This window comes from Nocardiopsis nanhaiensis, from assembly GCF_054778635.1.
Window position 1 is genome coordinate 20,102 of sequence record NZ_BAAGZJ010000042.1, and the last position, 25,616, is coordinate 45,717.

Genomic DNA, 25,616 nt, shown 5'->3' on the forward strand with positions numbered 1-25,616 from the left:
AGACATTGTAACGTTTGTAGAAATCGGAGTGAACGGGGTCACATCACCACCGTTCGGCGCGCCTCCGGGACGGAACACTCCCTTGGAGGGATCCCATGCCCGCGGGAACTGCCCCAGCACCGAAACTCACCCATAGAGAAGACATCGCAAAGCGCCTCCTCCGCGGTTCAGCGAAGGCCTCCTACGACCCGCTCGTCGAAATCGACTGGGACGCCCCGCTCGAGGACCGGTGGGGCATGCGCCCCGAGCGGGTCTCCCTCTACGGCACACCCCTGTGGGACCGGCTCGACGAGGAGCAGCGCCGGAAACTGTCCCGCCTGGAGATGGCCAGCACCATGGCCACCGGCATCTGGTTCGAGACCATCCTCATGCAGATGCTGGTGCGGCACGCCTACCACAACGACCCCACCACGCTCCACGTCCAGTACGCCTACACCGAGATCGCCGACGAGTGCCGCCACACGGTCATGTTCGCGAAGGCCATCGAGCGGCTGGAGTCGAAGGCGTACCGGCTCGACCCGCTCGCGCACGTGCTGGGCCGGATCTTCAAGGCCCTGGCCCACGGGCCGCTGATCTTCGGCGGGGCACTCTTCGTCGAGGAGATCCTCGACCAGCTCCAGCGGGAGATGATCGAGGACGAGAGCATCGAACCGGTCGTGCGCGCCACCTCCCGCATCCACGTGATCGAGGAGGCCAGGCACATCCGCTACGCCCGCGAGGAGTTCCACCGCGACTGGGCGCAGCGCAGCGAGCTGGACAAGGCCTACACCCGGCTCGTGCTGGGCGTGGTCACCTACTTCTCCGCCACCCGGCTGGTCCACCCGAAGGTCTACGCTCAGGTCGGCCTCGACCCCAAGGAGGCCTCCCGGACGGCACGGCGCAACCCCAGCTTCATCGACAGCAAGACCGAACTGTCCCGCAAGGTCGTGAAGACGCTCGACACCGCCGGGGCGATCTCCGGCCTCGGCAAGTACTTCTGGAAGAAGGCCGGCCTCCTCGGCCGCTGACCCCCCTTCCTCGGCCGCCAACCCCCTTCGACCCCCTCTTCGCCCCTGACCTGCACGCCCGGGGCCGCACACCCGAGTGCGCGCCCCGGGAAACTGCTGCCCGCGGGCAGCCCCCACCCTCGGACCCCAGCCGTCCCAGGCGCTGTGGCGCGCAACGCCGTACGGACACCCTCAACTTACTCGCGAGTAAATTCCCGACTACAACCCATTGCATTGTGACAATGCTCGTTGTAATGTTCCGGCAATGACTGTGGAGGAGATCACATGACGACCCCCTTGCCGCGCCACCTGCGCCGCCTGCCGGGCCAGAACGCCATCGTCACCGGCGCTTCCGGCGCGTTCGGCAGTGCCACCGTGGCGGTACTGCGCCACCTCGGCGTCAACGTCGTGGGCATCGACCGCAAGGCCGCGCCCGGCGTCATCGCCTGCGACATCACCGACGACCGTCAGGTGCGCGAAGGGGTCGCCGAAGCCATCGAGCAGCTGGGCGGAAGCCTGGACCTGCTCATCCACTACGCGGGTGTAGGCCCGTCAGTGGACATCGGGCACCTGCCCGACGCCCACGCCCACCAAGCCCTCGAAGTCAACCTCCTGGGCACCTGGCGGGTCACCGCGGCCGCGATGCCCGCCCTGGTCCAGAGTCAGGGCCGGGTGATCGTCACCGCCTCCCTGCTGGCCAACCTCCAGCTGCCGCTCGCCGGCGCCTACACCGTCTCCAAGCGTGCGGTCACCGCCTACGCGGACTCCCTGCGTGCCGAGTACGGCACGCACGTCGGAGTGACCACGGTCTACCCCGGATACGTCGACACCCCCATCCACGAGAGTTCGCGCGCCACCGGCGCCTCGCTCGACGGCATCGTCCCCGCCGAGACCGAGCGCGACACCGTGATGACCGTCGTCCGCGCCGCAGGCGCCAAGCACCCCCCGCGCGACGTCGCCTGCACCGCCTTCGGGACCGCGGCCCTCCACCTGACCAAGCACTTCCCGGGCACGACCGAACAGGTCGTGGCTCTCCAACTCGGGCTGTTGCTCACCGACGGCGCCTTCAAGGACGCCGAAATCGCCCAGGGGCTCCACGCAAGACACGGCTCCCCGCACGCCCCTACCAGCACTTCTTGAGTCAGCACTGTCTGAGGAGGAACGAGATGACCGCCGAAGTCGTCGCCAAACCCAAGGTCACTGACCGCGAGGACATTGCCAAGCGCCTCCTCCGCGGCTCCGCGAAGGCCTCCTTCGACCCGCTCGTCGAGATCGACTGGGACGCCCCCGTCGACCCCGACATGTGGGCGATCCGCCCCGAGCGCATCTCGATCTACGGGACCCACCTGTGGGACCAGCTCAGCGAGGAGAAGCGCAAGGAGCTGTCCCGGCTCGAGGTCGCCAGCGTCGCCACCATCGGGATCTGGTTCGAGACCATCCTCATGCAGATGCTGGTGCGGCACGCCTACCACAACGACCCCACCACGCTCCACGTCCAGTACGCCTACACCGAGATCGCCGACGAGTGCCGCCACACGGTCATGTTCGCGAAGATGGTGCAGAAGCTCGGCTGGGAGGCCCACCGGCTCGACCCCGTCGCCTACCACCTGGGCCGCCTCTTCAAGGCGATCGCGCACGGCCCGCTGATCTTCGCCGGTGCGCTCTTCGTCGAGGAGGTCCTCGACCAGCTCCAGCGTGAAGCCGTCCCGGACGAGCAGATCGTCCCGCTGGTGCGCGCTGTCTCCCGCATCCACGTGACCGAGGAAGCGCGCCACATGCGCTACGCCCGCGAGGAGTTCGCGCGCGACTGGCCGCAGCGGGGCGCACTCAACAAGGCCTACAGCCGGATCGTGCTCGGCCTGATCACCTACTACTCGGCCACCCGACTGATCAACCCCAAGGTCTACGCGCAGGTCGGGCTCGACCCCAAGGAGGCCTACAAGGTCGCCAAGGCCAACCCGCACTGGGTCGAGACCAAGACCTGGGCGGCCCGGAAGGTGGTCGGCACGCTCGACACCGCGGGCGCGATCTCCGGCCTCGGCAAGTACTTCTGGAAAAAGGCCGGCCTCCTCGGCCGTTAGGGCGCCAGGGCCGCTGATCCAGCAGGCCCTCCCAAGAACGCCGCCGCCGGAAGGCGAAACGCGCCACGCCTTTCGGCGGCGGCCCCAAAGCGCCGGGGACTGAGGTCGTACGCGCCGCGCTCTCAGGCCCCGGCACCCTCTCCCGGGGGCGAAACGCGCCACGCCCCCGGGGGCCATACTTACCGGTCGGTATGGACTCTCCACGCCGACGCACGAAGGGAACAGCATCGTGACCGAAGCAGCACCGCACTACCGGGTGGCCGTCATCGGTTCCGGGTTCGCCGGGATCGGTATGGCGGTCCGCCTCAAGCAGGCCGGGCTTCAGGACTTCGTGGTTCTCGAACGGGCCGACGGCCTCGGCGGCACCTGGCGCGACAACTCCTACCCCGGTGCCGCCTGCGACGTCCCCTCACACCTGTACTCGTTCTCCTTCGCGCTCAACCCCAACTGGAGCCGGACCTTCTCCCCGCAGCCCGAGATCTGGGACTACATCAAGCGGGTCGCCGGCGAGAACGGGGTCGACCGGCACATCCGCTACGACAGCGACGTCAAGGCCGCGCACTGGGAGCCGGAGAACAACCGCTGGCGGCTCGAGACCAACAGCGGCACCGTCACCGCCCAGTTCATGGTCAGCGGCGCCGGTCCGCTCGCGGACCCGTCCTACCCGGACATCAAGGGCCTGGGCACGTTCGAGGGCAAACTCTTCCACTCCGCCGAATGGGACCACGACCACGACCTCACCGACCGCAGGGTCGCGGTCATCGGCACCGGAGCCTCGGCGATCCAGTTCGTCCCGAAGATCCAGCCCAAGGTCGGCAAGCTGTCGTTGTTCCAGCGCACCGCACCGTGGGTGATGTTCCGCCACGACCGCGACATTACCAAGCTCGAGGGCTGGCTCTACCGGAACGTCCCCGGCGCCCAGCAGATCGCCCGTAAGAGCATCTACTGGGGCCGCGAAAGCTACATCTTCGGTTTCGCGAAGAACCCCAAACTGCTCAGTGTCGTGGAGCGCCTCGGCCGCGCCAACATCAACCGCAGCGTCAAGGACCCGGTCCTGCGGGCCAAGCTCACCCCGACCTTCCGGGCCGGGTGCAAGCGCATCCTCATGGCCAACGACTACTACCCCGCGCTGGCGCAGCCCAACGTGGACGTGGTCACCGACGGGATCGTCGAGGTCCGCCCCAACTCCGTCGTCACGCGGGACTCCTCCGGGACGGAGACCGAGCACGAGGTCGACACCATCATCCTCGGAACCGGATTCCAGGTCACCGACCCGCCGATCGCGCACCGCATGTACAACCCCGAGGGGCGGTCCTTGGCCGAGCACTGGGGCACCGACGTCCAGGCGTTCCGCGGCACCACCGTCAACGGCTTCCCCAACGCGTTCGTGCTGGCCGGGCCGAACACCGGACTGGGGCACACCTCCCAGGTCTTCATGATCGAGGCGCAGATCCGCTACACGATGGAGGCGCTCAAGTTCGCCTGCAAGAACCGGATCGACCGCCTGGAGCCCCGCCCCGAGGCCCAGCGCGCCTACAACGAGATGGTCCACGAATCCATGCAGGGCACCGTATGGGTGACCGGCGGCTGTGACAGCTGGTACCTGAACGACCAGGGCCGCAACACGACGCTCTGGCCCACCTTCACCTGGAACTTCGCCCTGCGCACCCGCTGGTTCGACCCGCACAACTACGACCTGCGTCGCATCCGTTCCGCGAAGAAGCGGAAGGAGCGGAAGGAAGTGGTACCGGCCTGACCTGGCGGTTCGGCCGACACCACCGAGGAACAGCGCACGAGAGCGGATCAGGGAGAGCGACAGACATGAGCGGGTTCGGTGACGAGGAAGAGGAGTACCGGGGCACGGTCACGGTGCTGCCCAAGCAGAAGGGCACCGGGAAAGTGGATGCCGAGAGCTTCGAGGTGCAAGCCCACCTGGCGGGACACTTCGAACCGCTGACCGGCGACTACCGCTGGAAGGGCCGCCTGTCGGCCGCCCCCGGCATCACCGAAGCCTACGAGCGCGGTGTGCGCACGGTCGTCGTGCGCACCCCCGAAGGCCACGAGGGCGTGGGCACGCTCGACGCCCCCAACCTGTGGGGCGGGCACCCGGTCAACGGGGCGGGCACCCCACCCTTCGCGGTCCCCCAGATCGACCTCGACGACTGAGTCAGCCCCCAAGGGCGACTGAGCCGCCCCCAAGAACGTCCCTCCAGGTCACGCGCCGACCTGGAGGGACCCCCGCTACCGGGCCGCGGCGACCCCCTGACCGCCGCGGCCCGGTACTTCACTCCACTGACTCCCCTCTGTTCCCACCCCCTGAGTGAGAGGTAACCCCGATGGCGACACGACACGTGGGCCACGCACAGGAACTCACCGTGCGTTCCGCCGACGGCACCCAGCTACACGTCGAAGTACGCGGCCCCGCCGACGGACCGACCGTGGTCCTCGCGCACTGCTGGGCCACGTCCCTGGCCTCCTGGGGGCCCGTGGTCCGGGAACTGGACCCCGGTCTGCGCGTGGTCCTGTACGACCAGCGCGGCCACGGCCGCACCCAGACCCCCATCACCCGTGCGGGGTACGGAACCGACAAGCTCGCCGACGACCTGTGCGCGGTCCTGGAGGAGACCGTTCCCGAGGGTCAGAAGGCCCTGGTCGCCGGGCACAGTATGGGCGGCATGACCATCATGGCCGCGGGCCCTAGAGACACCTTCAAGGAGAAGGTCGGCGCCGTCCTCCTCACCAACACGGGGTGCACCGACCTCGTGAACAAGGCCAGCGCGATCCCCCTCCCCGGCCCCTTGGGCAAGCTGGGGTCCAGGATCTTCCTGACCGCTCCCCTTCCCCTGGGGCCGGCCAACGCGGTCTCCGCGTCGATCTTCAAGTACCTCGTCATGAGCAAGAAGACCGACAAGGCCACCAAGACGCTCTGTGCCAAGCTCGTCCACGACTGCGGCAGCATCCCGCGGGGCGAGTGGGGGCGGGTCATGACCAAGCTGGAACTGGACGACTCCGTCCGCGAGATCACAGTCCCGACCGTGGTCGTCGGCGGCAGCGAGGACAAGCTGACTCCCCCGTGGCACGCGCACCACATCGGCGGCCTCCTGCAGAACTGCGAAGAGGTCCGCGAGATCCCCGAACTGGGCCACATGGGCCCGTTGGAGACCCCGGGGGTGCTGGCGGAACTGGTCAGCAAGATGGCGGCCAACCACATCAGTGAGAGTGCTGCTTCGGGTTCGGGGGCGAACACCTAGGTGTTCGGGATGCCCCGGGACAGTTGACCCGGCGGGCACGGTGGGCGGTGCGCCTGACCTGCAGGCGGTGCGGTTCGATCGCCCTGAAGGGGCGCGGTGCGCAAGGAGCACCGCGCCCCTTCGTTCTGCGATCGGTCGTTCCGTTCCCCTTGCTCGAGAGAGCTGGGAACCGCCGCGCCGAGGCTGTTGTGAATGTGGGCATGAACGAGTTCGCCAGCTCTGGCGCTCTCCCCGCTGATGACCAGCTCCAGGATCTCGTAATGCTGACTCAAGTCCAAAGTGCGGGGCTCATCTCCTGCGGGCAGTTTCAAGCCGATGCGGCGGTAGCGGTCTGACTTGTCCCACAAGTCGTCCAAAAACCTGATCAGCACTTTGTTGTGTGAAGCCACGTAAATCGCCCGGTGGAACCCCCGGTGTGCTGTTATGGCTTCCTCGCCCCAAGTGCGGGTGACCGGCAGGAGTTTGTCTGCGGCCGCCTTCATGTCAGCTATTTCACCGTCAGTTCTGCGTTCTGCCGCAAGCTCGGCGGCCAGAGGTTCCAGAGAGAGGCGAACCTCCAGTAGTTCACGGGCTTCGGCGGCGTTCACCGGCGCGACACGGACATCCCGGTGGGTGTCCATCTCCAACCATTCCTCGCTGGCCAATCGCCTCACCGCCTCGCGCAAGGGGGTGATACTCATGCCCATTTCATCCGCGAGCTCGTACTGGGACAGGCGGGACCCCGGGTCGAGTTCGCCTGAAATAATTCGGCGCCGCAGCTCACTGTAGGCCGACTCACCCTTGCTGGAAACACTTTTCAAACCGCCCATCGCACTCTCCCGAAGATTGTCGTTCTGGCCTGATCCAGGAGGTGTGGCCCCTGAGCCTCCACGGCCTCGAGCAGCACTCACGGCACCTGGCCCGGATCCTTCTCGGGACCGCCGTCGAGGGTGGAACGCCGAGGCAGCGCCCTCTCCAGGGAGGACCGGAACCAGACCGCTGAACAGCGTCCACCAGGGGAGACCCACCCCCGGTGTTGTGCCCTGGATCACCCTTGGGTAGCCTTGCCAAGATCTTATAAGACTGCGATCCACGGGGCAAAACCTTGAAAATCGTTTCCACCCACGTAGGCACCATCCCGATCAGCTCGTCAATGCGCAACGCGTATATCGACTTCAGTAAAATGGACTGCACCATCGTTGCACTCGTCAGCGACATGGTTGTCGACGGAAAACCGTTGGTCGGGTACGGATTCAACTCAAATGGCCGATACAACGCCACAGCCATTTTGGAAGAGCGCATGCTTCCCAGGCTACGGAGCGCACCTAGCGAAAGCCTGCTGGACGAGCACGGGGAACTCTGTCCAGAGAAGGCCTGGGCCATCATGATGTGCAACGAGAAGCCCGGAGGCCACGGTGAAAGATCGGTGGCCGTCGGCGTGATGGACATGGCTCTGCACGACTTGGCCGCCAAAGCATCCGGGGTTCCCCTGTACCGCTGGATCTCGGATCATTACGGAGACGGCGATCCGGACTCCGACGTCTTCGTCTACGCTGCCGGCGGCTATTACGCCCCCGGTAAGACCCACGCCGATCTGCAGGACGAGATGCGGGCATTTATCGACGGCGGGTACGAAGTCGTCAAGATGAAGATCGGCGGCGCGGACCTCGCCGAGGACCTTCGACGGATCGAGTCCGTTCTTGATGTCCTCGACGGTGACGGGGGCCGGTTGATGGTTGATGTCAACGGCAAGTTCGACCTGGACACCGCACTGGAATACGGCCGGGCCATCGACGGGTACGGCCTGTTCTGGTACGAGGAAGTGGGAGACCCGCTCGACTACCGTCTGAACGCGGTCCTCTCGGAGAACTACACCAACCCCATCGCAACCGGGGAAAACCTGTTCTCGCTCCAGGACGCGCGGAATCTGATCCGCTACGGCGGCATGCGTCCGGACCGCGACTTCATTCAAGTCGACCCGGCCCTGAGCTACGGCCTGACCGAGTACCGCCGGGTCTTGGACATGCTGGCCCAGCACGGCTGGTCCTCCCGCCGCTGCATCCCTCATGGCGGCCACCAGTTCTCCCTGCATATCGCCGCAGCCCTGAAGCTGGGCGGCAACGAGTCCTACCCGGGGGAGTTCCAGCCCACCGGCGGCTTCACCGACGGCGCCGTGATCACCAAAAGCCGTGTGGCCCCAGGCGACTTGCCGGGGATCGGGCTGGAAGGCAAAGCGGACTTCTACAGGGTCCTCCGGGGCCTGCACAGCTGAGCTCTGAGTCCGTGAAGGCTTTCCACTGGACCCGACACCCCGCGAAAGACCCGTCACGGTACATCAGAAATTGATCTATACCCTTGAGAAGGTCGGACATGACGGCATATTCCCTCGGAAGGGTCTGGGATGAACTATGGGTTTCCCATCATCAAATCAAGAAACTTCTGACATTCTCCATTAACAAAGGATCCCGGAAACCCGAACGGGAAAAATCCCGGCAGGGAACAAGCTCCAGCGCCTCCGCGCACCATTCGGGGCAGGATGAGTCCGGATCATCGGGAAACAAGCATGGACCGCGAGGCGGTTACACACCCGCACGACTCGTCGGGCTGGCCCTAGGGCCCCTGCTCTTCGTGATGACGCTTCTGTTCTTCGACCCAGAGGGCCTCTCCTCGGAGGGGGCGGCCGTACTCGCCGCCACCCTGTGGATCGGGACCTGGTGGATCACTGAAGTCGCACCCATCCCGGTCACCTCTCTGCTCCCCATCGTTCTCCTGCCGCTGACGGGAGCGATGGGCGGGGACGCCGTCGTATCGTCCTACGGCAACGATATCGTCTTCCTCTTTCTCGGAGGATTCGCGCTTGCGATCGCAATGGAGAAATGGAATCTGCACAAGCGGATAGCCCTCTCGATTGTCCTGATGATCGGCACGAGCCCTCGTCGCATCATCCTCGGGTTCATGGTCGCAACCGGATTCCTTTCGATGTGGGTCTCCAATACGGCTGCGACGATGATGATGATCCCCGTCGGCCTGGCCGTGGCCTACCAGGCCGCGCAGGCACTGCGCAACGGGGAGCATGCGACGGAGGTTCCGAAGTTCGAGAAGTGCATCATCTTCAGCATCGGCTACGCCGCGACCATTGGCGGCCTCGGGACGCTGATCGGAACGCCGCCACTTGCGATCCTCGCGGCGACAACCGGTGAGATCTTCGGGCAGTCGGTCTCCTTCGCGGGATGGATGCTGTTCGGAGTTCCGGTCGCCATCCTTCTTCTGGCCTTCGCCTGGTTCTACCTCACGTTCGTCAAGTTCAGGTTCGGCTTCAAACACCTTCCCGGCGGCAAGGAAGTCATCAGGGGCGAGAAGAAGTCCCTCGGCGGCCTGTCGACTGAGGAGAAGGCCGTACTAGCGGTCTTCAGCGGCGCCGCATTCATGTGGGTGACTCAGACATTCATCTGGGAGAGCCTGTTGCCGGGCATCAGCGACGGCGTCATCGCGATTACGGCAGCAGTGATCCTGTTCCTGTTGCCGACGCGTCATTCGGAGGAACCCCGAATCCTGAGATGGGAGGACTCGAAGAAGATTCCGTGGGGGATTCTGCTGCTGTTCGGTGGCGGTCTCGCAATTGCAGCCGGGTTCACCGATACCGGCCTGTCGGCTTGGATTGGTGACCAGCTCCTCGTACTCGACGGGGTCAACATCATCCTGACCGTCCTGGTGGCAGCCGCCCTTGTCTTGTTCTTGACCGAGATCACCTCCAACGCGGCGACAGCGACCATGATCATGCCGGTCATGGCCGGTCTCGCACTAGCCCTGGGCGTCCATCCCTTCGCGCTGATGGTCCCCATCGCGATGGCGGCGAACTGCGCTTTCATGCTCCCCGTGGGAACACCACCGAACGCGATCATGTTCGGAACCGGAAAAATTACCATTATGGAAATGATCCGCCTCGGCTTCTGGCTGAACCTTGCGGCACTTTCCCTCATCGTTGCCGCAGTATTCCTCGTACTGCCGCACCTATGGGGAATCGACCTCCTGACTACGCCCACTGAATTCCAACCGACTGGCGGCTGACCTGGCGGTCCGTTGAGCTTCTCCCGGTTACCCCGGAGCCCGGGTCGCCGGCCGGTCAGCATCATCGCCGCCGCAGCAAACAGAGGGACACGGTGCGGAACGTGCCCCGTGTCCCTCTGGAGTTCCGTCCGGTCGTTCGAGCGTCAACCCACCGGTACTACTCCACCGGAAGCCCGTCCACCCACGCTTCCGGGCCGTCGAGGAACGGCTCCTCACCCTCCCAACGCAACGGGGTGACCCACATGCTCCGTCCGTACTCAGGGTCGCCGACGTGGTCCGGCGGCCAGGCATGGTGCACGTACCAGGTGCGGTCGTTCACCTCCAGAACCATCCCGTGTCCGGGTCCGGCCGCGACCTCGTTGGACGACATCAGCGGCTCGTCGGAGGGTTTGGTCCACGGACCGAGAACACTGTCCGCCACCGCGTAGCCGACCCCGTACTCCTCGGAGTAGTAGCCGTTCGCGGAGTAGAACATGTAGTAGCGGCCCTCGCGCTGCCAGATGCTCGCGCCCTCGACCAGGTGACCCTCCCAGTCCTGGTCATGGGTGACCAGCCGGTGGGATTCACCCACGAGGGAAAGCCCGTCCGCGGCGAGTTCCTGGACGTAGATCCAGCTCCGCTCGTCGATGTGGTTGCCGTCGTTCTTCCAGAGCAGGTAGGGCGTGCCGTCGTCATCGACAAAGGGGCTGGCGTCAATGGATCCGCCTTCCTCGGTCTGACAGACCAACGGCTCGTCGGCGGTGTCCCCGAACGGCCCCAAGGGCTCCGAGGCCTCGGCCACTCCCAGGCACTGGAGGTCCAGCTCGGGATCTCGGGCGGTGTAGTAGGCCAGGAACCGTCCCGGCTCGGCCTCGATGATCTCCGGGGCCCAGTGCCACCCCTCCTCCGACCACGGGGCCGGATCCGGCATGGCGTCGCCGGCCAGTTCCCAGTCGACCAGGTCTGCGGAAGTCAGCACCGGCATGTTCCCATGCTCGCCGTTGGTGGCGTAGGCGTAGAACGTTCCGTCCCGTTCCAGGACGAACGGGTCGGGGAAGTTCTCGTCGAAGACCGGGTTCGCGAACCCCGCCGGGTCCTCCTCGTCCTCATCGTGCACGGAGTGGATCTCGACGCTGTGGAACACCGCCTCCGCAGCGGGTTCCGCGCCCCCGCCCGCGTACAGGCCGATCCTGGGTTCGGCTTCGGCCGGGAAGGTCCACACTGCGCCCCAGCGCCAGTTCTCGCCGTCGGTCGAGGTCGCCGAGCGGTAGTGCAGCTCACCGGTGTCGGGGTCCACCCTGTGGTGCAGCCGCAGCCACATCTGCGGTGCGGTGGGGCCTCCCCAGTGGGAACCGCTGTCGACTCGGCCGTCGGTGGTCAGCTCACGACTGAACTCGGCCTGCCGCGTCTCGTGCAGCGCGAGAGTCCCGAGTCGGGCGAAATCGTCATCGTCGACATAGGCGACCAGGCCAGCCTGCTGGTAATTGCGCACGGTGTCCTCACCGAGGTCCAGGGTGAGTTGGGTCTGCACCATCCACTCGCCCTCGGGTGCGTCCCGTAACAGGAGTGTGCCGTCGTTGTCATCCCCGCGGACGTCACCGTCGTCGAGCGGCCAGGTCAGGCCGTCCTCCCCGACCGAGATGTCGTCCGAGCCCCGGACCCACTCCCAGCCTTCGTCGAGCTCGCCGTCGAACTCCTCGGACCAGATCAGTTCGTCCGCCCGCGGCTCCTCGACGGATTCGGTGACGGGCGTGTGCACTGCCGCCACGCTCGGGTTGGCGATCTGGACCGGTGCCCCGGCGGCCTCCCAGGCCACCGGCCGTTGCTTGACCACGGGACGCGGCGCGTCGACCGCCACCTCCGCCATGTGGTCACCGAGGCGGCTCTCGCTGAGGGCGGCCCACACCTGGCCGTCCCGGATCTCCACCTCCAGGGCGGTGAAGGTCTCCGGGTCGAAGATCTCCGGCAGCTCGACGGCCTCGGTGACCGGGTCGGCAGAGGGCGCCGCGACCTCGGCGCGCAGCTCTCCGGCGTCGGTGTCCACCTCGACCGCGATCCCCTGGCCGCCCATCCGAGCCAGGTCGAGCCGGAACGTCCCGGTGCCGTCGGGGAACCTGAGGTCCGATTCGAGCCGGGACTCGGCCGCCGCGGGGCGCACGGTCTCGACCCGGGCCGCCTCGTCACCTGTCCGGGTCGGGTCAAGCAGGCCGACGGTTCCGGCACCGTTGTGTTCCTCCTCGACGGAGGACCAGTCGCCCGAAACGGTGCGGAGGGACTCGCTGGCGGCGGGATCGTTCATGTCGATGTCCAGCGCCGAACCGGTCGTGGGGCCGGTGAGCTCACCCTCGGTCGGGCCCTCGCCGGCGTTCGCGACCGGCCAACCGTCGACCCAGTCGAGCCGGTCGATGAAGGTCGGGCGCTCGTTGATCCCGCCCGGCTCGTCCAGCCAGGGGTCGTCGCGTTCGATGCCGTGATAGAGGATCCAGTCCTGACCGGTGGTGTCGGTGAAGAACGCGTGGTGCCCGACCCCGATGACGGCGTTCCCGTTCTGAGCCAGCACCTGGGTGCCGCCGACCCGGGACTCGTTCATGGAAACGCCTTCGTGGTCCACGAACGGGCCGGTCGGGGACTCCGAACGGCCCGCGTACACGCTGTATCCGGTGCCCGGGCCGTCACAGCACATCGCGGCGGAGGCGGTGAGGTAGTAGTAGTCGCCGTGCTTGACCACGAAGGCACCCTCATAGCGGTCCGAGACGGTCAACCGGGTCGGTTCGCCGACCGCCCGCAACCCGTCCTCGTCCAGCTCGGTGACCCAGACACCGCCGATGTGTCCGCCGAAGTACAGGTACCGGGTCCCGTCGTCGTCGATGAACAGCGCGGGGTCGATCGAGTTGAAGTACCCGCCTTCACCGTCGGGGCGCGGTTCGACCACAGCCCCACCGGTGTCTGTCCACGGCCCGGCCGGGGTGGGCGCGGTGGCCGACCCGATGGCGTAGTCCATGTCACCGTCGCCGTCGGCGGTGTGGGTCATCGAGTAGTACAGGACGTACTGACCGTCCACGTACCGGATGTCAGGGGCCCAGAACATCGAGTCCTCGTGGGCCCAGTCGGGCTGGTTGTCGTCGTCGAAGATCGTGCCGAGGTACTCCCAGTCTTCGAAGTCCGCGCTGCGGGCCATATGCATCAGCCCGAACTCGCTCGGTTCCTCGGTGAGCGGGTCACTCGTGGCGTAGAGGTACCAGTAACCGTCCTTGCCCCGGATGACGACGGGGTCGGCGTAGGTGTCGGAGAACTGGTCGGAGACGGGGTTCTGGACGGTCGCGGGTGTCGGCTCGGCCGCCCCGGAGCCCCGGCCGGAGGTCTCGTCCGGGGAGGCCGAGGCCGGGGAGGCTGTGAGAAGGGCGAGCATCGTACACAGGGCGATCATGGTCGCCGAAGGTCTCATGGGGGGTCGCACCTTTCCGGGCCGCGCGGGAGCGGCCTCATACGGCGAGACCGGCTCCGCGGCAACCCCGGTACGAGCCCCTGGGTGATCCGCGAACCGCACCCGCCGGTTGTCAGGGGGGCGTTACCGGGCGGTTCGACAACGGACAACGACTGGTTCATTCCTAGCCGAGTCTTACATCGTTGTAAAGATCCCTTCGGCATCATCCACGCCCCGGGACGACGGCCATATATCCCTATAAGAGGTGTACGGGCATGTCGTCCTCTTGGAATCCACCAACTTCGCCGAGTTCTGTCCGGCGCGATCCTCCAACGTTGTGAAAGGCCGCCCAAGCGCCGGTCCGGGTCCCGGTGTGGGGAGCCGGGCGGCCCGGATACCCGTCCTCCCGACTGTCCGGAAGCCGGATGGTTCAGTCTTCGCGGACCAGGGTGGGGATGACGTGTTCCGACACTTCCGAGTGGACCTGGTGCAGGCGGGTCTGTACGGCCCTTCTCAGTTTGGCCAGGCATTCCACCAGCGTGATGTCGTCGCCCACCAGGCCGCCCTTGGCCACGACTGGGGTTCCGTCGAGGGGGCCGCCGCTGAGGTGGCCGTGGACCGCGAGCGGGACGACCTCGCCGCCCACGTCGAAGGCGTGCACGTCCAACTCGTCGAGCAGGCTGGCGACCAGGTCGCCGCCGGTCAGGTACAGGCCGCTCGGTAGGGCCTGAGCACCCACCGTGTCGGCGAGTTCGTTGACCACGTCGGCGACCAGTCCGGCGATCCTGCCCGGCAGCTCGGCCCTGGCCTGGGGTGGCAGTTCGCGGACCTGCTCGGCGGTGCTGACCACCCGCAGGGCGCACAGTTCCGGGAAGCCCGACGAGGACAGCTGCGCGGTCAACTCCTCGGCGACCTCGTCGGCGTGCTCGCTGTCCACATCGCTGATCGCCGTCGCGTCGACGTCCACGAAACGCACGGCGCCGGTGCGGGCGACGGTGGCGAGCTGGCGGCGGGTCAGGTCGGTGGTGCTGCCCGCGACCGCGAGCAGCGGACCTCGGGAGCCCGCCTGGCCGCGCAGGCGGAGGGCGTAGGCGAGCAGGGCGCCCGTGGGCCCGGGGTCGACCGCCACCCAGACGGTGCCGTCGGAGTGGTGCGCGGCAGCCGCGGCCTCGGCGATGTCGGTGAGGTGCTGCTCACTGCTGGCGTCGCAGACGACGATCGGCTCGTCCCCGGAGAGCAGTTCGGCCGTGAGCATCTCCTGGGTGACCTGGCGGACGGGGACGTGCCGGGCTTCGAGGTCGGTCTGGGTCGCGAGGATGTCGGCGACGACGCTGGTGGTCATCGGGAACAGCGGGTCCATCGCGAGTTGGGTGCGTTCCAGCGGCATCCCGTTGAGGAGCTGAACGCCGTCTTCGGTGATCCGTCCGGAGCCGGGGAAGGCCGGGGTGAAGAGCACCCGGACGCGGGTGCCTGCGGGAACCCGGTCGCGGACGGCTTCGTAGGCTGCTTCGATCTCGGCGCCGACGTTTCCGCGCAGCGTGGTGTCGGTGCGCTTGACGACCAGGCCGACCGGCCAGACAGCTTCGATGACGTCGGTGACGAGGTCGGCGGCCTGCTCTCCGGGGACGTGGCGGCTGTCCAGGTTGGCGACCACCACGTCGTAGTCCCCGGAGACCCGGCTGACGTGTTCGGGGGTCACCGTGGCCACGCGCATGCCGGTGCGGGCGAACCGGGCCCCGGTGGCGTTGGCACCGGTGAGGTCGTCGGCGACCACGAGAACCTGGGCCACGGAGCTTCTCCTTCGGTATGCGAAAACCCTGGACCAACCACCATCCAACATAGGCCCATGCCGGAGGGGGTGGGGCGTTGTCCACAGGGTGGGTCACTACGGTCGGTTTCAGGCCCCGGGCAGCTCCACGACCGTGTTCGTGCGGGCGCTCAGCTGGGCCGCCTCGATGACTTCCAGCCCGTGGACCACCTCGTACAGGTCCACCGGCAGCGGCTCTCCCTCGCCGACCGCGTCGCGGACCCCCGCGTAGAACTCCGGGTAGGCGCCGCGCACACTGGGGACGGGTGCGGCCTCACCGTCGACGGTGAGGACCCCCCATTCGTTCTCCGGGACCGTGCCCCAGTCGGCTGTGTCGGGGCGCTCGCCCGCCACCAGCCTGGCCTCCTGGCCGTCCAAGCCCCAGACCGTGAAGGCGGCCTTGTCGCCGAGGACGCGGAACCGGGGGCCGTTCTGTGCGCTGAGCGCGCTCATCCACAGGTGTGACCGGGTGCCGCGGGCATGGTTCAGGGAGAGGAAGACGTCGTCGTCGGCGTGCACGCCCTCGCGCAGGGAGTCGACCTCCGCGTATACGGAGGCGACCGGGCCGAACAGGTTGACCGCTTGGTCGATCAGGTGCGGACCGAGGTCGTACAGCAGGCCCGCGCCGACCTCCGCTCCCCCGCTCTCGCGCCAGGTCCCCTTGGGTTGGGGGCGCCACCGCTCGAAGCGCGACTCGAACCGGTGCACCCGGCCGAGGGAGCCCTCCTCGATGATCTGCCACAGGGTGAGGAAGTCCGCGTCCCAGCGGCGGTTCTGGTAGACGGTGAGGACGCGCCCGAGCTTGTCCGCGAGGTCGGTGAGCTCCCTGGCCTGGCCCGCGGTGAGCGCGAAGGGCTTGTCCACGACCACCGCCATCCCCGCCTCCATGGCGGCGCGGGCCAGCGGCGCGTGGGTGTCGTTGGGGGTGCTCACGACCGCGATCTCGTAGCGTTCGGCGTCGGCCCACAGGTCGGCGGCGGTGGGGTACACCGCGATCCCCGGGTAGCGCTCCCGCGCGGCCCGCTGGCGTTCGGGGGAGCGGGTGACCACGGCGGAGAGACGCAGCCCGGGCACCGCGTCGATGAGGGGAGCGTGGAACACCTCGCCGCCCTTGCCGTAACCGATCAGGGCAACGTGCAGTTCAACCATGCCCCCAATGTACGGCGCCCTGACCGTGGCGGCGTCCACGACCTGGTCATCCTCGGAAAGCGACCCGCGCGGCCTCCAGGGCGGTGGTCCGGTAGGCGGCCCCGAACAGGCACACGTGCACCAGCAGCGGGTGCAGTTGGTGCAGGGCCACTCGACCGCGCCAGCCCGACGACAGCGGAGCCACCTCGTTGTAGGCGTCGCGCACCCGGTCCAGGTAGGGCAGGCCGAACAGCGCCAGCATCGCCAGGTCCGCCTCACGGTGGCCGCCGTGCGCGGCGGGGTCGATGAGGACGGCGTCGCGGTCGCGCCAGAGCACGTTGCCGCTCCACAGGTCCCCGTGGATCCGGGCCGGCGGTTCGGGCTCCCCGGCCAGGTCCTCGACCGCGTCCACCACCTTTTCGACCGCCCGGGCGTCGGCGGGCGTCAGCGCACCCTGGTCGAGAGCTCTGCGCAGGTAGGGGCGGAGGCGCTGCTCGGCGTAGAAGCGCGGCCAGGTCCGGGCGGGGGTGTTGTCCAAGGGCAGCGGCCCGATGTAGCCGGGCCAGTCCGCGCCGAAGGTGTCCGCCCCGGTCAGGTGGGTCCCGGCGAGCTGTCGGCCCAGCCTCTCGGCCGCGGACGCTGAGGGCTCGCGCTGCTCCACCAAGGGCAGCACCAGCAGGTGGTCGTCCCAAGCCACCGGGGAGATCACCGGCGATCCGAAGCACCTGCCCAGCCACTCCAGGCCTCGTGCCTCCGCGGTGAGTACGCCCGTGGGCCCGTCGCCCCGCGACATCGACTTGACGAACAGCCTGGTGCCGTCGTCCAGCTCCGCGTAGGACAGAGTCCAGTCGTGGCTGTCCCCGGCCCGGGCCGCGCGCCGGACCTCCCTGCCGAGCAGGGCGGAGACGCGTTCGGCGAGTGTGCCCGTCAGCGGATCCCGGCGCGGCCGGTCCTCCCCGCCGCCACCGGGTCTCCAGGACCTCACGATCGGCTCGTCCACGTACTCAGGTCCGCAGCCGGGTGACGAGTTCTCCGGTGAGGCCCTTGGCGGCCGCCTCGACCATGTTCAGGACGGCGGTGAACCCGTCGTCTCCCCCGTAGTACGGGTCAGGGACCTCGGGGTTGGGGCCGCTCGCGGGCGCGAAGGACCGGAACAGCCGCAGTCGGGAGGGGTCGAAGCCGAGCGCTGGGCCCTCTTCCTCGACGAAACGGCGCACGTCGGCGAGGTTGTCCAGGTCCATGACCAGGACCAGGTCCCGGGTCGCGAGGTCCTCGGGGTCGAACTGGCGGGCGGTGTGGTTCGTCAGGTACCCGTGTACGCGCAGTGTGGAGGCGGCGCGGGGGTCCATGGCACCGCCCACGTGCCAATCGCCCGTGCCGGAGCTGTCGACCTCGACGAGATCGTTCATTCCGGCGCGTTCGAGGTCCGCGGCGAGCACCTTCTCCGCCATGGGCGATCGGCAGATGTTTCCCAAGCACACGACGCTGACGCGGTAGGGGCCAGTGGGGTCACGCGGTTCCGGCAGGCTCATATCCCCAACCGTAACGAAAAACCTCGCCACACACCCGGTCCGGCGCGGTGCGTGCGGTCCCCGTCCCCCAAACACCGGCCCGGGCCGCCCCCTGTTCCTCGCCCGGGGTCAGCTCTTGGGGAGGCGGACCACGGTCACGAAGAAGTCGTCGATCTGCCGCACGACCCGGATGAACTGTTCGAAGTCCACCGGTTTGGGAACGTAGGCGTTGGCGTGCAGGCGGTAGCTGCGTAGCACGTCCTCCTCGGCCTCCGAGGTGGTGAGGACCACGACGGGGATGTGCGCGAGGTCGTCGTCGCTCTTGACCTCCTCCAGCACCTCCCGGCCGTCCTTGCGCGGCAGGTTGAGGTCCAGAAGGATCAGGTGGGGGCGCGGAGCCTCGGCGAACTCGTCCTCCCGGCGCAGGAAGCGGAGCGCTTCGACGCCGTCCGAGACCACGTGCAGCCGGTTGCCCAGCTTGTGTTCCTCGAACGCCTCCTTGGTCATCAGGACGTCACCGGGATCGTCCTCGACCAACAGCACCTCAATGGGATGCACCAACATGACCTCGCTCAAGCTTCCAGACCCCTATACGGGCCCGCCCCACGATCGGGGGGAGCCGTACCGCCAGTTCCACCGGGCAGGGGACGCTCGTCCCCCTCTGGTTCGTGACCATGGGGGACCCCGGTCGCCGGCCCGACGGCGCTGGACTCTCGTGTGGCCGTCGGAGCCTCGTCCGCGGGGGCGGACTCGGCAGCCTCGGTTCCCTCTTCACTGTCGACGTCGGCGACCGTCCCGGTCTCCTCGGCTTCCACGACGGCAACCGATTCGCTCGCCTCCGCCTCAGTGTCGACGGGCAGGGTCCAGCATATGCGGGTTCCGGCCCGCCCTGAGTCGGCCCCGTCAGCGGTTTCGGCGTCATGAGCGTCCTCCGGGCCCGTGTCCAGCCACATCCGGCCACCGTGGAACTCGATGATCTTCTTGCACATGGCTAGGCCGATGCCGGTCCCGGTGTACTTCTCGCGGGTGTGCAGGCGCTGGAAGATGACGAAGATCCGCTCGGCGTACTGCGGTTCGATACCGATCCCGTTGTCCGCACAGCAGAACACCCACTCGTCACCCTGGCGCGCCAAACTGATGTTGACCTCGGGTGCCTCCTCGCCGCGGAACTTGACGGCGTTGCCCACCAGGTTGAAGAACACCTGGGTGAGCAGGGTGCGGTCACCCTGGACGGTGGGCAGGCCGTCGCCGGTGACTTCGGCGCCCGCCTCCTCCAGACGCCTTTCCAAGCTGCTCAGGGAATCGTCCAAGGCCACGTTCAGGTCGACCGGAGCGAAGTTCTTGGTGCGTCCCACCCGGGAGAAGGCCAGCAGGTCGTTGATGAGGGTCTGCATACGCTTGGCGCCCTCGACCGCGAAATCGATGTAGGAGTCCGCGCGTTCGTCCAGCTGTCCTTGGTAGCGGCGCTGGAGCAGCTGGCAGAAGCTCGCGACCTTGCGCAGGGGCTCCTGGAGGTCGTGCGAGGCGACGTAGGCGAACTGCTCCAGTTCGAGGTTGGAGCGGCGCAGCTCCTCTGTCTGGTGTTCCAGGAGGGTGGACTGTTCCTGGAGCTTGCGGCGTGCGGAGGCCACTTCGTCCAGGTCCTGCACGATGCGCTCGCGCATGGCGTCCACGTCCTGGCCCAACTGGACGATCTCCGGTGGTCCGTGCAGCGAGATCCGGTGGGCGTAGTAGCCCTCGGAGACCTGGCGCATGTGGCCGGCCAGGTCCTCCAGCGGGCGCAGCACCCACTGCTGGAGCATCACCCAGAGGAAGACCGACAGGAACACCACCACGAGGCCGACCAGCACCAGGAGTGCCACGACCTGCTGTGTGGCCAGAGTGAGTCCGCTCTGGGCCTCCTCGATCTCGCTCTCGAGGTGGTTGGTGGTGGCGTCGGCGGCCCGGTTGAGCTCCAAGAAGAGCACGCGGCCGCGCTGGAGGTCCTCCTGGCTCGGGCTCTCCCCGACGCGGACCTCCTCGAGGATCGGCTCTGCGAACTCCTCGCTCCACACGTCTCCGGCCTCGATCAACTCCTCGACCTTGGGCGCGAAGTCCTCGTTCTCCTCGGCGAGGGTGGTGAGCTCCCCTCGATACTCCGCGAGGGACATGCGCTGCTCGACGAAGGGCTGGAGGAACTCGCGATCGCCGGTGAGGATGTAGCCGCGCAGGGCGTGGTCCTGGCTGAGGTAGGCCGAGCGGGTCTGCTCGACGGTGCTCAGTCCGGGTGTGAGGGAGTCCACTTGGAGGGCCAGGGAGTCTCGGGCCTGGAAGGCGGCGACGGTGATGACCGAGACGGCCACGACCAGGACGACGGCGACGACGGTCAGAAGGCTGGTGACCCGGCGCCGCAGACTCCAGGAGTGCCGGTTGGAGTGCAGGCGGTGGCCCGTGGCGCCGTTGACGAACGTGGTACCGCCGACGGACCCTGCGGCCCCTTCTCCCTCACCGGGGCCCGGGGCCGACCCCTCACCAGGCTCGGAAGCGGTGTCGGACTCGGTGTCCATGGTGCGGTGTTCCTCCCCGGTGGGGCTCACTCCGGCTCTCCGTGGGTGATGAGCAGCATCGCCACGTCGTCCTGGAGCGGGCCTCCGTTACTGCGCTCCGCCTCGTCCACCAGGTGTTCGGGCAGGTTGTTCAGCGCCACATCGTGGGCGAGCGCGCCGTTGACCATACGGCGCAGTCCCGCGACCTCCAGCCGCGCGGGCGGCCCGCCGTCGTAGGCGTCGACCAGGCCGTCGGTGTAGAAGAGCATGCTCGTGCCTTTGGGCAGCACGACCTCGGTCGACTCGTGTTGATCGACCGGGAAGACGCCCAGGGGCGGTTGGGGGACGGCCTGGATCTCCTCGGCGGTGCCGCCCGAGACGATCATGGGCGGCGGGTGGCCGAGGACGCGCACGCGGGCCCGGTCGCTCCCGGTGTCGAGGCTGGCCATGCACAGCGTCGCGTACATCTCCTCCTGCGCGCGTTCGCTGACCAGGAGCTCCTCCAGATTGGGCAGGACGCGCTCCTCGGGGACACCGCTCATAACGAGGGTGCGCCAGGCTATGCGCAGGCTGACCCCGAGCGCGGCCTCGTCGGGGCCGTGCCCGCTGACGTCGCCGATGATGACGTGCGTGGTGCCGTCCTTCTCGACCGCGTCGTAGAAATCGCCGCCGACCAGGGCGCGCTTGCGGCCCGGGCGGTAGTAGGCGCGGTGGCTGAGGGGTGAGCGGGCGAGCAGGACCTGGGGCAGCAGGCCCCGCTCCAGGCGCATGTTCTCGCGGGCCCTCATGCGCGCTTCGCGCAGCTGGCGGGCGTTCTCGTCGGCGCGGCGCCGTTCCAGGGAGTAGCGCAGGCTGCGGGCGAGGAGGGAACCGTCCACCTGGCCCTTGACCAGGTAGTCCTGGGCGCCGGCGGCGACCGCGGCGATGCCTTCGTGTTCGTCGTCGAGGCCGGTGAAGACCACGACTGCGGCGGAGGGCGCGGTACCGAGGACCTCGCGCAGGAGGTCGAGTCCGTGCCCGTCGGGGAGGTTGAGGTCGAGCAGCACGCAACCGCGGAAGTCGGAGAGGTGTTCCCGGGCCGCTTTGAGGGTCGACACCCAGGTGATGCGCGTGGCAAGTGCGGTGTCAGCAAGGAGTTCCTCGGCGAGGAAGGCGTCGCCGGGATCGTCTTCGATCAGCAGGACATCAACTGATTCGACGGTTGCCTCCACCCGGTCGTCCAGGACGGTGTCGTCACCCAGGGCGGCGCTGCCGGATGTGGCAGCACCGTCAGCGGCTCGGGCCGCTCCGTCGCCGATCACCGTCACGGGGTCGTGCCCTGTTCTCCTGGTATCCACTCATCGCCTCAAGGTCCGTGGGTCCGTGGGGCGCGCTGTCATGCCGGGGTCTGAGGCGGCCGCCTCGACTCCTCCCGGCGTTTCGGACCGCACGACAACCAAACGATAAACGCCCTGACGACCAGTTGACCAGCAGTCAAGACGAGACACATCCAACGCCGGGGGGTGGAACCGCCTATTGGCGCGCGCGTCGGAAAGCCCGGCCCGGTCGGTGCTCTCGGCGCGGCAGGCGGTTGCACACGTGGTCAGAGCGTGCGCGTGCGCATGCGGGGACACACGCAACCTGTGACGCAGGGCACCCCGAATGGGCCTTATGCCCCTTTTTAAATGACAGTGTGTCGTATCCACCTTGACAGCACCGACCACCTAAATGACATGATGTCATAAAGCCCGGCGAACGGAAGGTGGAGAGAGCCGATGAGCGCCACGGCCGAAGCCGTCACGACTGCGGAACCCACAGCCCCCCAGCTGTTCTCCGAACGGCTCAAGGCCGCCACCTGGGGTGGCCACCAGGCCGCCGAGCACCACGGATTCACCGAGGCCCTCCTCGAAGGCGAGCTCCCCCTCGCCGGATACACCGCGATGGTCGCCCAGCACTACTTCGCCTACGTGGCACTGGAGCGCGTCGGCCGCGCACTCGTCGACGACCCCGCCGCGGGCCGCTTCCACCAGCCCCAGCTCGAGCGCGTACCCGCGCTGGAGGCCGACCTGGAACACCTGCTCGGCCCCGAGTGGCGCGACCGGATCTCCCCCAGCCTCCCCACCAAGACCTATGTGGCACGCATCGAGCAGATGGCCGACCAGCCGGCCGGGTTCGTCGCCCACCACTACACCCGCTACATGGGGGACGTCTCCGGCGGCCAGTTCATCCGCCGGATCGCCGCCAAGGCCTACGGCCTCCCCGACGGCGCGGGTGTGGCCTTCTACGACTTCGGCGCCCTGGGCAGCCTGCCGAAGTTCCGCTCCGGATACCGCGAGCGCCTTGACTCGCTCCGGCTCGACGAGGCGACCGCCGACTTCCTCGTCCGCGAGACCCGCCTCGCGTACCAGCTCAACACCGAGGTCCTGGCCGATCTCGGCAAGCGGCACATCTGAGCCGGCCCCGGCCCTCCCCAAAGCCGGGCCGCACCCCAGGCCCTGGAGGTCCAGCGTGCCGCTCGGGCCTCCTTGACGTGCCACCATTGGAGTCATGCCCAAGATCACGGCTCCGACCATCGCCGCTCACCGTGCCCGCACACGGGACCGCATCATGGACGCCGTCGACGAGCTGATCAGGTCACAGGGGATCGACCGAGTCTCCATGACCGACGTGGCCAACGCCGCGGGCATCACCCGAACCGCGCTCTACAACTACTTCCCGGACAAACCCGCGCTGCTCCTGGCCTTCACCGAGCAGGTCAACAGCGAGTTCGTCGAGCGGTACAAGCGCGAACTCCCCTCGGGGGTGTCAGCGGCCCGGCGACTGTCAGCCTTCGTGCGCCTCCAGCTGGAGGGCATCGTCGCGCATCCGCACCCGCCCGCCGCCGAGCTGGGCGCCAGTCTGGGCCCGGACGCCTACCAGGCCCTAGCCGCGCACGTGGCCCCCATGCAGCGCCTGCTCACCGAGATCCTGGAAGAGGGGACCGGGGCCGGGGAGTTCGACCCGCTGCCCGCCGAACGCGTCGCGGGGCTCACCCTGTCCATGGTGGGGTCCCAGCGGCTGCCGCTCGTGAACGGTGACATCGACGTCAACGACACCCACGAGCTGGTCACCCGGTTCGTGCTCCGCGCACTCGGGGTGGCGCCCGAAACCGTGGACACCATCCTCCCCAAACCCGACAGCGACACCACCCAGGGTTGTGGCCCCTGAACCCTCGGCGATAAGGGTCCGGCCCTAACCGGATCTGACCGGGAACGGTCACCGGAGACCCGCATGAACGCAGGGGGCAAGGGAACGACCGGCTCTGCCCGACCCCGCACGGGCTAGGGCGTGTTCGGTGGATGCTGCCCGTCGCGAGCGGCGCATCCAGTGGTGCTGGCACAAGGCCGAAGAAGGAGTTCCCCTACTGTGCACTGCCTCGCAAGCTCGGCAGCATCGCACAGCGGGGGCCCGCCCGGGTTCGGCTGTCGACTGAGAGATGCGCAGTGACAGTGCCGCTGGGGCGACGCGCAGCAGGGTAAGTGTCCGCCGAACACGCCCTAAGTCCACCCGACCGTGACCGAGCCCCGTTAGGCCCTCCTCTACGTGTCCCTCATCATGATCGCCGTCGGCGCCGCCCTGGTGTCGCTCGCCATGTTCAACAAGGTGCCCCGCTTCGTCCCCGGAACCCCGAACGAACCACGATCGGGCGGCGGGGTCGCCACCGCACAGCGCACCGGCGCGCCGCCGCGGCTGCGCTTGGTCTCCGCCCGGCTCACCGAGCAGGGCCGCGCCGTGTTCACCGCCGTGGGCGGTAGCGCGCTGATCGTGGCGTTCTTCCTCGGCCTGTCCGGGCTCTGACCGGCAGCTCCGGAGGTGCTTCCGCGCCGAGGGCCGTTCACCTCCGGGGCCTGTTCACCACCGGGACCAAAGGCGCCTGGGGCCGACTGCCCGGCCGCGCCCACCCGCCCTGCGCAGCAACAGGCTGCCCACGGCCGTGGCCGCGATACCGCCGGTGACCGCGGCGACCGCGGCCACCCGCTCCCGCAGCTGGGAGTTGCGGTGCGCGGTGATCTCCGCGACCGCCCGGTCCGTGGCGTCGAAGGCGCCCCCGCACAGCACCGCGTCGAGCTCGGTAGCCCGCCAGCGTGCGTTCCAGCTGCTCAGGTTGGCCAACCCGCCGGGGCTCGGTGTCGTGCGCGGTTTCCAGCGCACCGGCTCGCCCTCCGGCACGTCGCCTTGGAGGAAACGCGGCGGCGGCCCCGAGTAGCGCAGCTCGCCGGGCGCGTTCGCGATCATCTCCACCAACAGCTTGGCGCATGCGCGCGCGTCGCCCAGGGCAGTGTGCTGGCCGGTCGGCCACTCCCCGCTGAGCAGGTGGGAGGCGCGCGGCAGCGAGTACCGGTGGAGGTCGAGCTGGGAGCGCAGCGCCCTCAGAGTGCACAGCCCCGACTGGCCCTTGGGCAGGCCCGCCGCCACCAGCTCGGAGGCGAGGAAGCGCTCCTCGAAGTCCAGGTTGTGGCCGGCCACCACCGCGCCGGAGATCAACCGGGCGACCGCGGGAACGACCTGCGCCACGCGCGGGGCGCCGATGACGTCGCCCTCGGAGATGCCGTGGAACTCCTGGCCGCTGATGGGCGCCCGGGGGTCCACCAGGGTGCTGAACTCCGCCACGACCTTCCCGTCGCCGCGCACGCGCACCACGGCGATCTCGACCAGCCGCGCGCCGTCTTCCGGTGCCAGACCGGTCGTCTCGACGTCGATGACCGCGTACTCCAGGTCCGCCGCCCGCGTGCCGACCCTTCTCCGGGTCAGTGCGCCCTTCCGCAGCGTTCCCATGGTTCGTCCCACTCCCTGTGTTCCGCCCGGTCTCCGGGCAGCTGTCACCACCGGCAACGACCTTACTGCCCGTGTCCGACAAC

General features: G+C 68.1%; 20 protein-coding genes and 1 pseudogene. 11 read left to right on the top strand and 10 right to left on the bottom strand.

Going from position 1 to position 25,616, the window contains the following annotated elements:
• Positions 1 to 95: 95 nt before the first annotated feature.
• The 6 genes from ACYVD1_RS20010 to ACYVD1_RS20035 all read left to right on the top strand — a co-directional run bounded on the left by ACYVD1_RS20010 (position 96) and on the right by ACYVD1_RS20035 (position 6,318).
• Positions 96 to 1,007: an AurF N-oxygenase family protein gene (locus ACYVD1_RS20010; RefSeq protein ID WP_460774965.1), complete on the top strand. Its 912-nt coding sequence runs from the start codon at positions 96 to 98 to the stop codon at positions 1,005 to 1,007.
• A 264-nt stretch (positions 1,008 to 1,271) separates the two neighbouring features.
• Positions 1,272 to 2,126 carry an SDR family NAD(P)-dependent oxidoreductase gene (locus ACYVD1_RS20015; RefSeq protein ID WP_460774968.1) on the top strand — a complete coding sequence of 285 codons (855 nt, stop codon included), beginning with the start codon at positions 1,272 to 1,274 and terminating at the stop codon, positions 2,124 to 2,126.
• Between the two features lie 26 nt (positions 2,127 to 2,152).
• Positions 2,153 to 3,067, top strand: coding sequence for an AurF N-oxygenase family protein (locus ACYVD1_RS20020; RefSeq protein ID WP_460774972.1), 915 nt, complete (start codon positions 2,153 to 2,155; stop codon positions 3,065 to 3,067).
• Between the two features lie 229 nt (positions 3,068 to 3,296).
• Complete coding sequence (locus tag ACYVD1_RS20025) at positions 3,297 to 4,823, top strand: flavin-containing monooxygenase (protein WP_460774975.1); 1,527 nt, start codon at positions 3,297 to 3,299, stop codon at positions 4,821 to 4,823.
• Between the two features lie 65 nt (positions 4,824 to 4,888).
• Complete coding sequence (locus ACYVD1_RS20030; RefSeq protein ID WP_460774978.1) at positions 4,889 to 5,233, top strand: DUF4873 domain-containing protein; 345 nt, start codon at positions 4,889 to 4,891, stop codon at positions 5,231 to 5,233.
• 170 nt (positions 5,234 to 5,403) lie between these two features.
• Complete coding sequence (locus ACYVD1_RS20035) at positions 5,404 to 6,318, top strand: alpha/beta fold hydrolase (RefSeq protein ID WP_460774982.1); 915 nt, start codon at positions 5,404 to 5,406, stop codon at positions 6,316 to 6,318.
• A 140-nt stretch (positions 6,319 to 6,458) separates the two neighbouring features.
• Here the strand turns inward: ACYVD1_RS20035 and ACYVD1_RS20040 are convergent.
• Positions 6,459 to 7,127, bottom strand: a pseudogene (locus ACYVD1_RS20040) (GntR family transcriptional regulator); the annotation flags it as partial.
• 275 nt (positions 7,128 to 7,402) lie between these two features.
• On the opposite strand from ACYVD1_RS20040, the gene ACYVD1_RS20045 reads away from it, so the two are divergent.
• Positions 7,403 to 8,569 carry an enolase C-terminal domain-like protein gene (locus ACYVD1_RS20045; protein WP_460774985.1) on the top strand — a complete coding sequence of 389 codons (1,167 nt, stop codon included), beginning with the start codon at positions 7,403 to 7,405 and terminating at the stop codon, positions 8,567 to 8,569.
• 98 nt (positions 8,570 to 8,667) lie between these two features.
• Positions 8,668 to 10,365, top strand: a complete 1,698-nt coding sequence (locus ACYVD1_RS20050; RefSeq protein ID WP_460774987.1) for an SLC13 family permease — start codon at positions 8,668 to 8,670, stop codon at positions 10,363 to 10,365.
• 157 nt (positions 10,366 to 10,522) lie between these two features.
• Here the strand turns inward: ACYVD1_RS20050 and ACYVD1_RS20055 are convergent, their stop codons facing one another.
• From ACYVD1_RS20055 to ACYVD1_RS20090, 8 genes are all read right to left on the bottom strand, one after another.
• Positions 10,523 to 13,789, bottom strand: a complete 3,267-nt coding sequence (locus ACYVD1_RS20055; RefSeq protein ID WP_460774991.1) for a family 43 glycosylhydrolase — start codon at positions 13,787 to 13,789, stop codon at positions 10,523 to 10,525.
• 409 nt (positions 13,790 to 14,198) lie between these two features.
• A complete protein-coding gene (locus tag ACYVD1_RS20060) occupies positions 14,199 to 15,557 on the bottom strand; it encodes a four-carbon acid sugar kinase family protein (protein ID WP_460774993.1) in 1,359 nt (452 codons plus the stop codon).
• Positions 15,558 to 15,665: 108 nt separating this feature from the next.
• Entirely contained in the window at positions 15,666 to 16,724 is a 1,059-nt protein-coding gene (locus ACYVD1_RS20065) for a Gfo/Idh/MocA family oxidoreductase (RefSeq protein ID WP_460774997.1), read from the bottom strand.
• 46 nt (positions 16,725 to 16,770) lie between these two features.
• On the bottom strand, positions 16,771 to 17,703 hold the full coding sequence (locus ACYVD1_RS20070; protein WP_460775001.1) for a fructosamine kinase family protein: 933 nt from the start codon (positions 17,701 to 17,703) through the stop codon (positions 16,771 to 16,773).
• Between the two features lie 4 nt (positions 17,704 to 17,707).
• Entirely contained in the window at positions 17,708 to 18,235 is a 528-nt protein-coding gene (locus ACYVD1_RS20075; protein ID WP_460775003.1) for a low molecular weight protein-tyrosine-phosphatase, read from the bottom strand.
• A gap of 108 nt (positions 18,236 to 18,343) precedes the next feature.
• A complete protein-coding gene (locus ACYVD1_RS20080; RefSeq protein ID WP_460761798.1) occupies positions 18,344 to 18,778 on the bottom strand; it encodes a response regulator in 435 nt (144 codons plus the stop codon).
• Positions 18,779 to 18,786: 8 nt separating this feature from the next.
• The gene (locus ACYVD1_RS20085; RefSeq protein ID WP_460775006.1) at positions 18,787 to 20,790 is read right to left on the bottom strand and encodes a sensor histidine kinase; all 2,004 of its coding nucleotides are present in this window, start codon (positions 20,788 to 20,790) and stop codon (positions 18,787 to 18,789) included.
• Complete coding sequence (locus tag ACYVD1_RS20090; protein ID WP_460775059.1) at positions 20,787 to 22,046, bottom strand: PP2C family protein-serine/threonine phosphatase; 1,260 nt, start codon at positions 22,044 to 22,046, stop codon at positions 20,787 to 20,789. Before ACYVD1_RS20090 ends, ACYVD1_RS20085 begins: the two co-directional genes overlap by 4 nt.
• Positions 22,047 to 22,493: 447 nt before the next feature.
• On the opposite strand from ACYVD1_RS20090, the gene ACYVD1_RS20095 reads away from it, so the two are divergent.
• From ACYVD1_RS20095 to ACYVD1_RS20105, 3 genes are all read left to right on the top strand, one after another.
• On the top strand, positions 22,494 to 23,171 hold the full coding sequence (locus ACYVD1_RS20095; RefSeq protein ID WP_460775010.1) for a biliverdin-producing heme oxygenase: 678 nt from the start codon (positions 22,494 to 22,496) through the stop codon (positions 23,169 to 23,171).
• A gap of 94 nt (positions 23,172 to 23,265) precedes the next feature.
• Positions 23,266 to 23,925: a TetR/AcrR family transcriptional regulator gene (locus tag ACYVD1_RS20100; RefSeq protein ID WP_460775013.1), complete on the top strand. Its 660-nt coding sequence runs from the start codon at positions 23,266 to 23,268 to the stop codon at positions 23,923 to 23,925.
• A gap of 375 nt (positions 23,926 to 24,300) precedes the next feature.
• Positions 24,301 to 24,555, top strand: a complete 255-nt coding sequence (locus ACYVD1_RS20105; protein ID WP_460775015.1) for a hypothetical protein — start codon at positions 24,301 to 24,303, stop codon at positions 24,553 to 24,555.
• A 54-nt stretch (positions 24,556 to 24,609) separates the two neighbouring features.
• Here the strand turns inward: ACYVD1_RS20105 and ACYVD1_RS20110 are convergent, their stop codons facing one another.
• The gene (locus ACYVD1_RS20110; protein ID WP_460775017.1) at positions 24,610 to 25,533 is read right to left on the bottom strand and encodes a 3'-5' exonuclease; all 924 of its coding nucleotides are present in this window, start codon (positions 25,531 to 25,533) and stop codon (positions 24,610 to 24,612) included.
• Positions 25,534 to 25,616 lie beyond the last annotated feature (83 nt).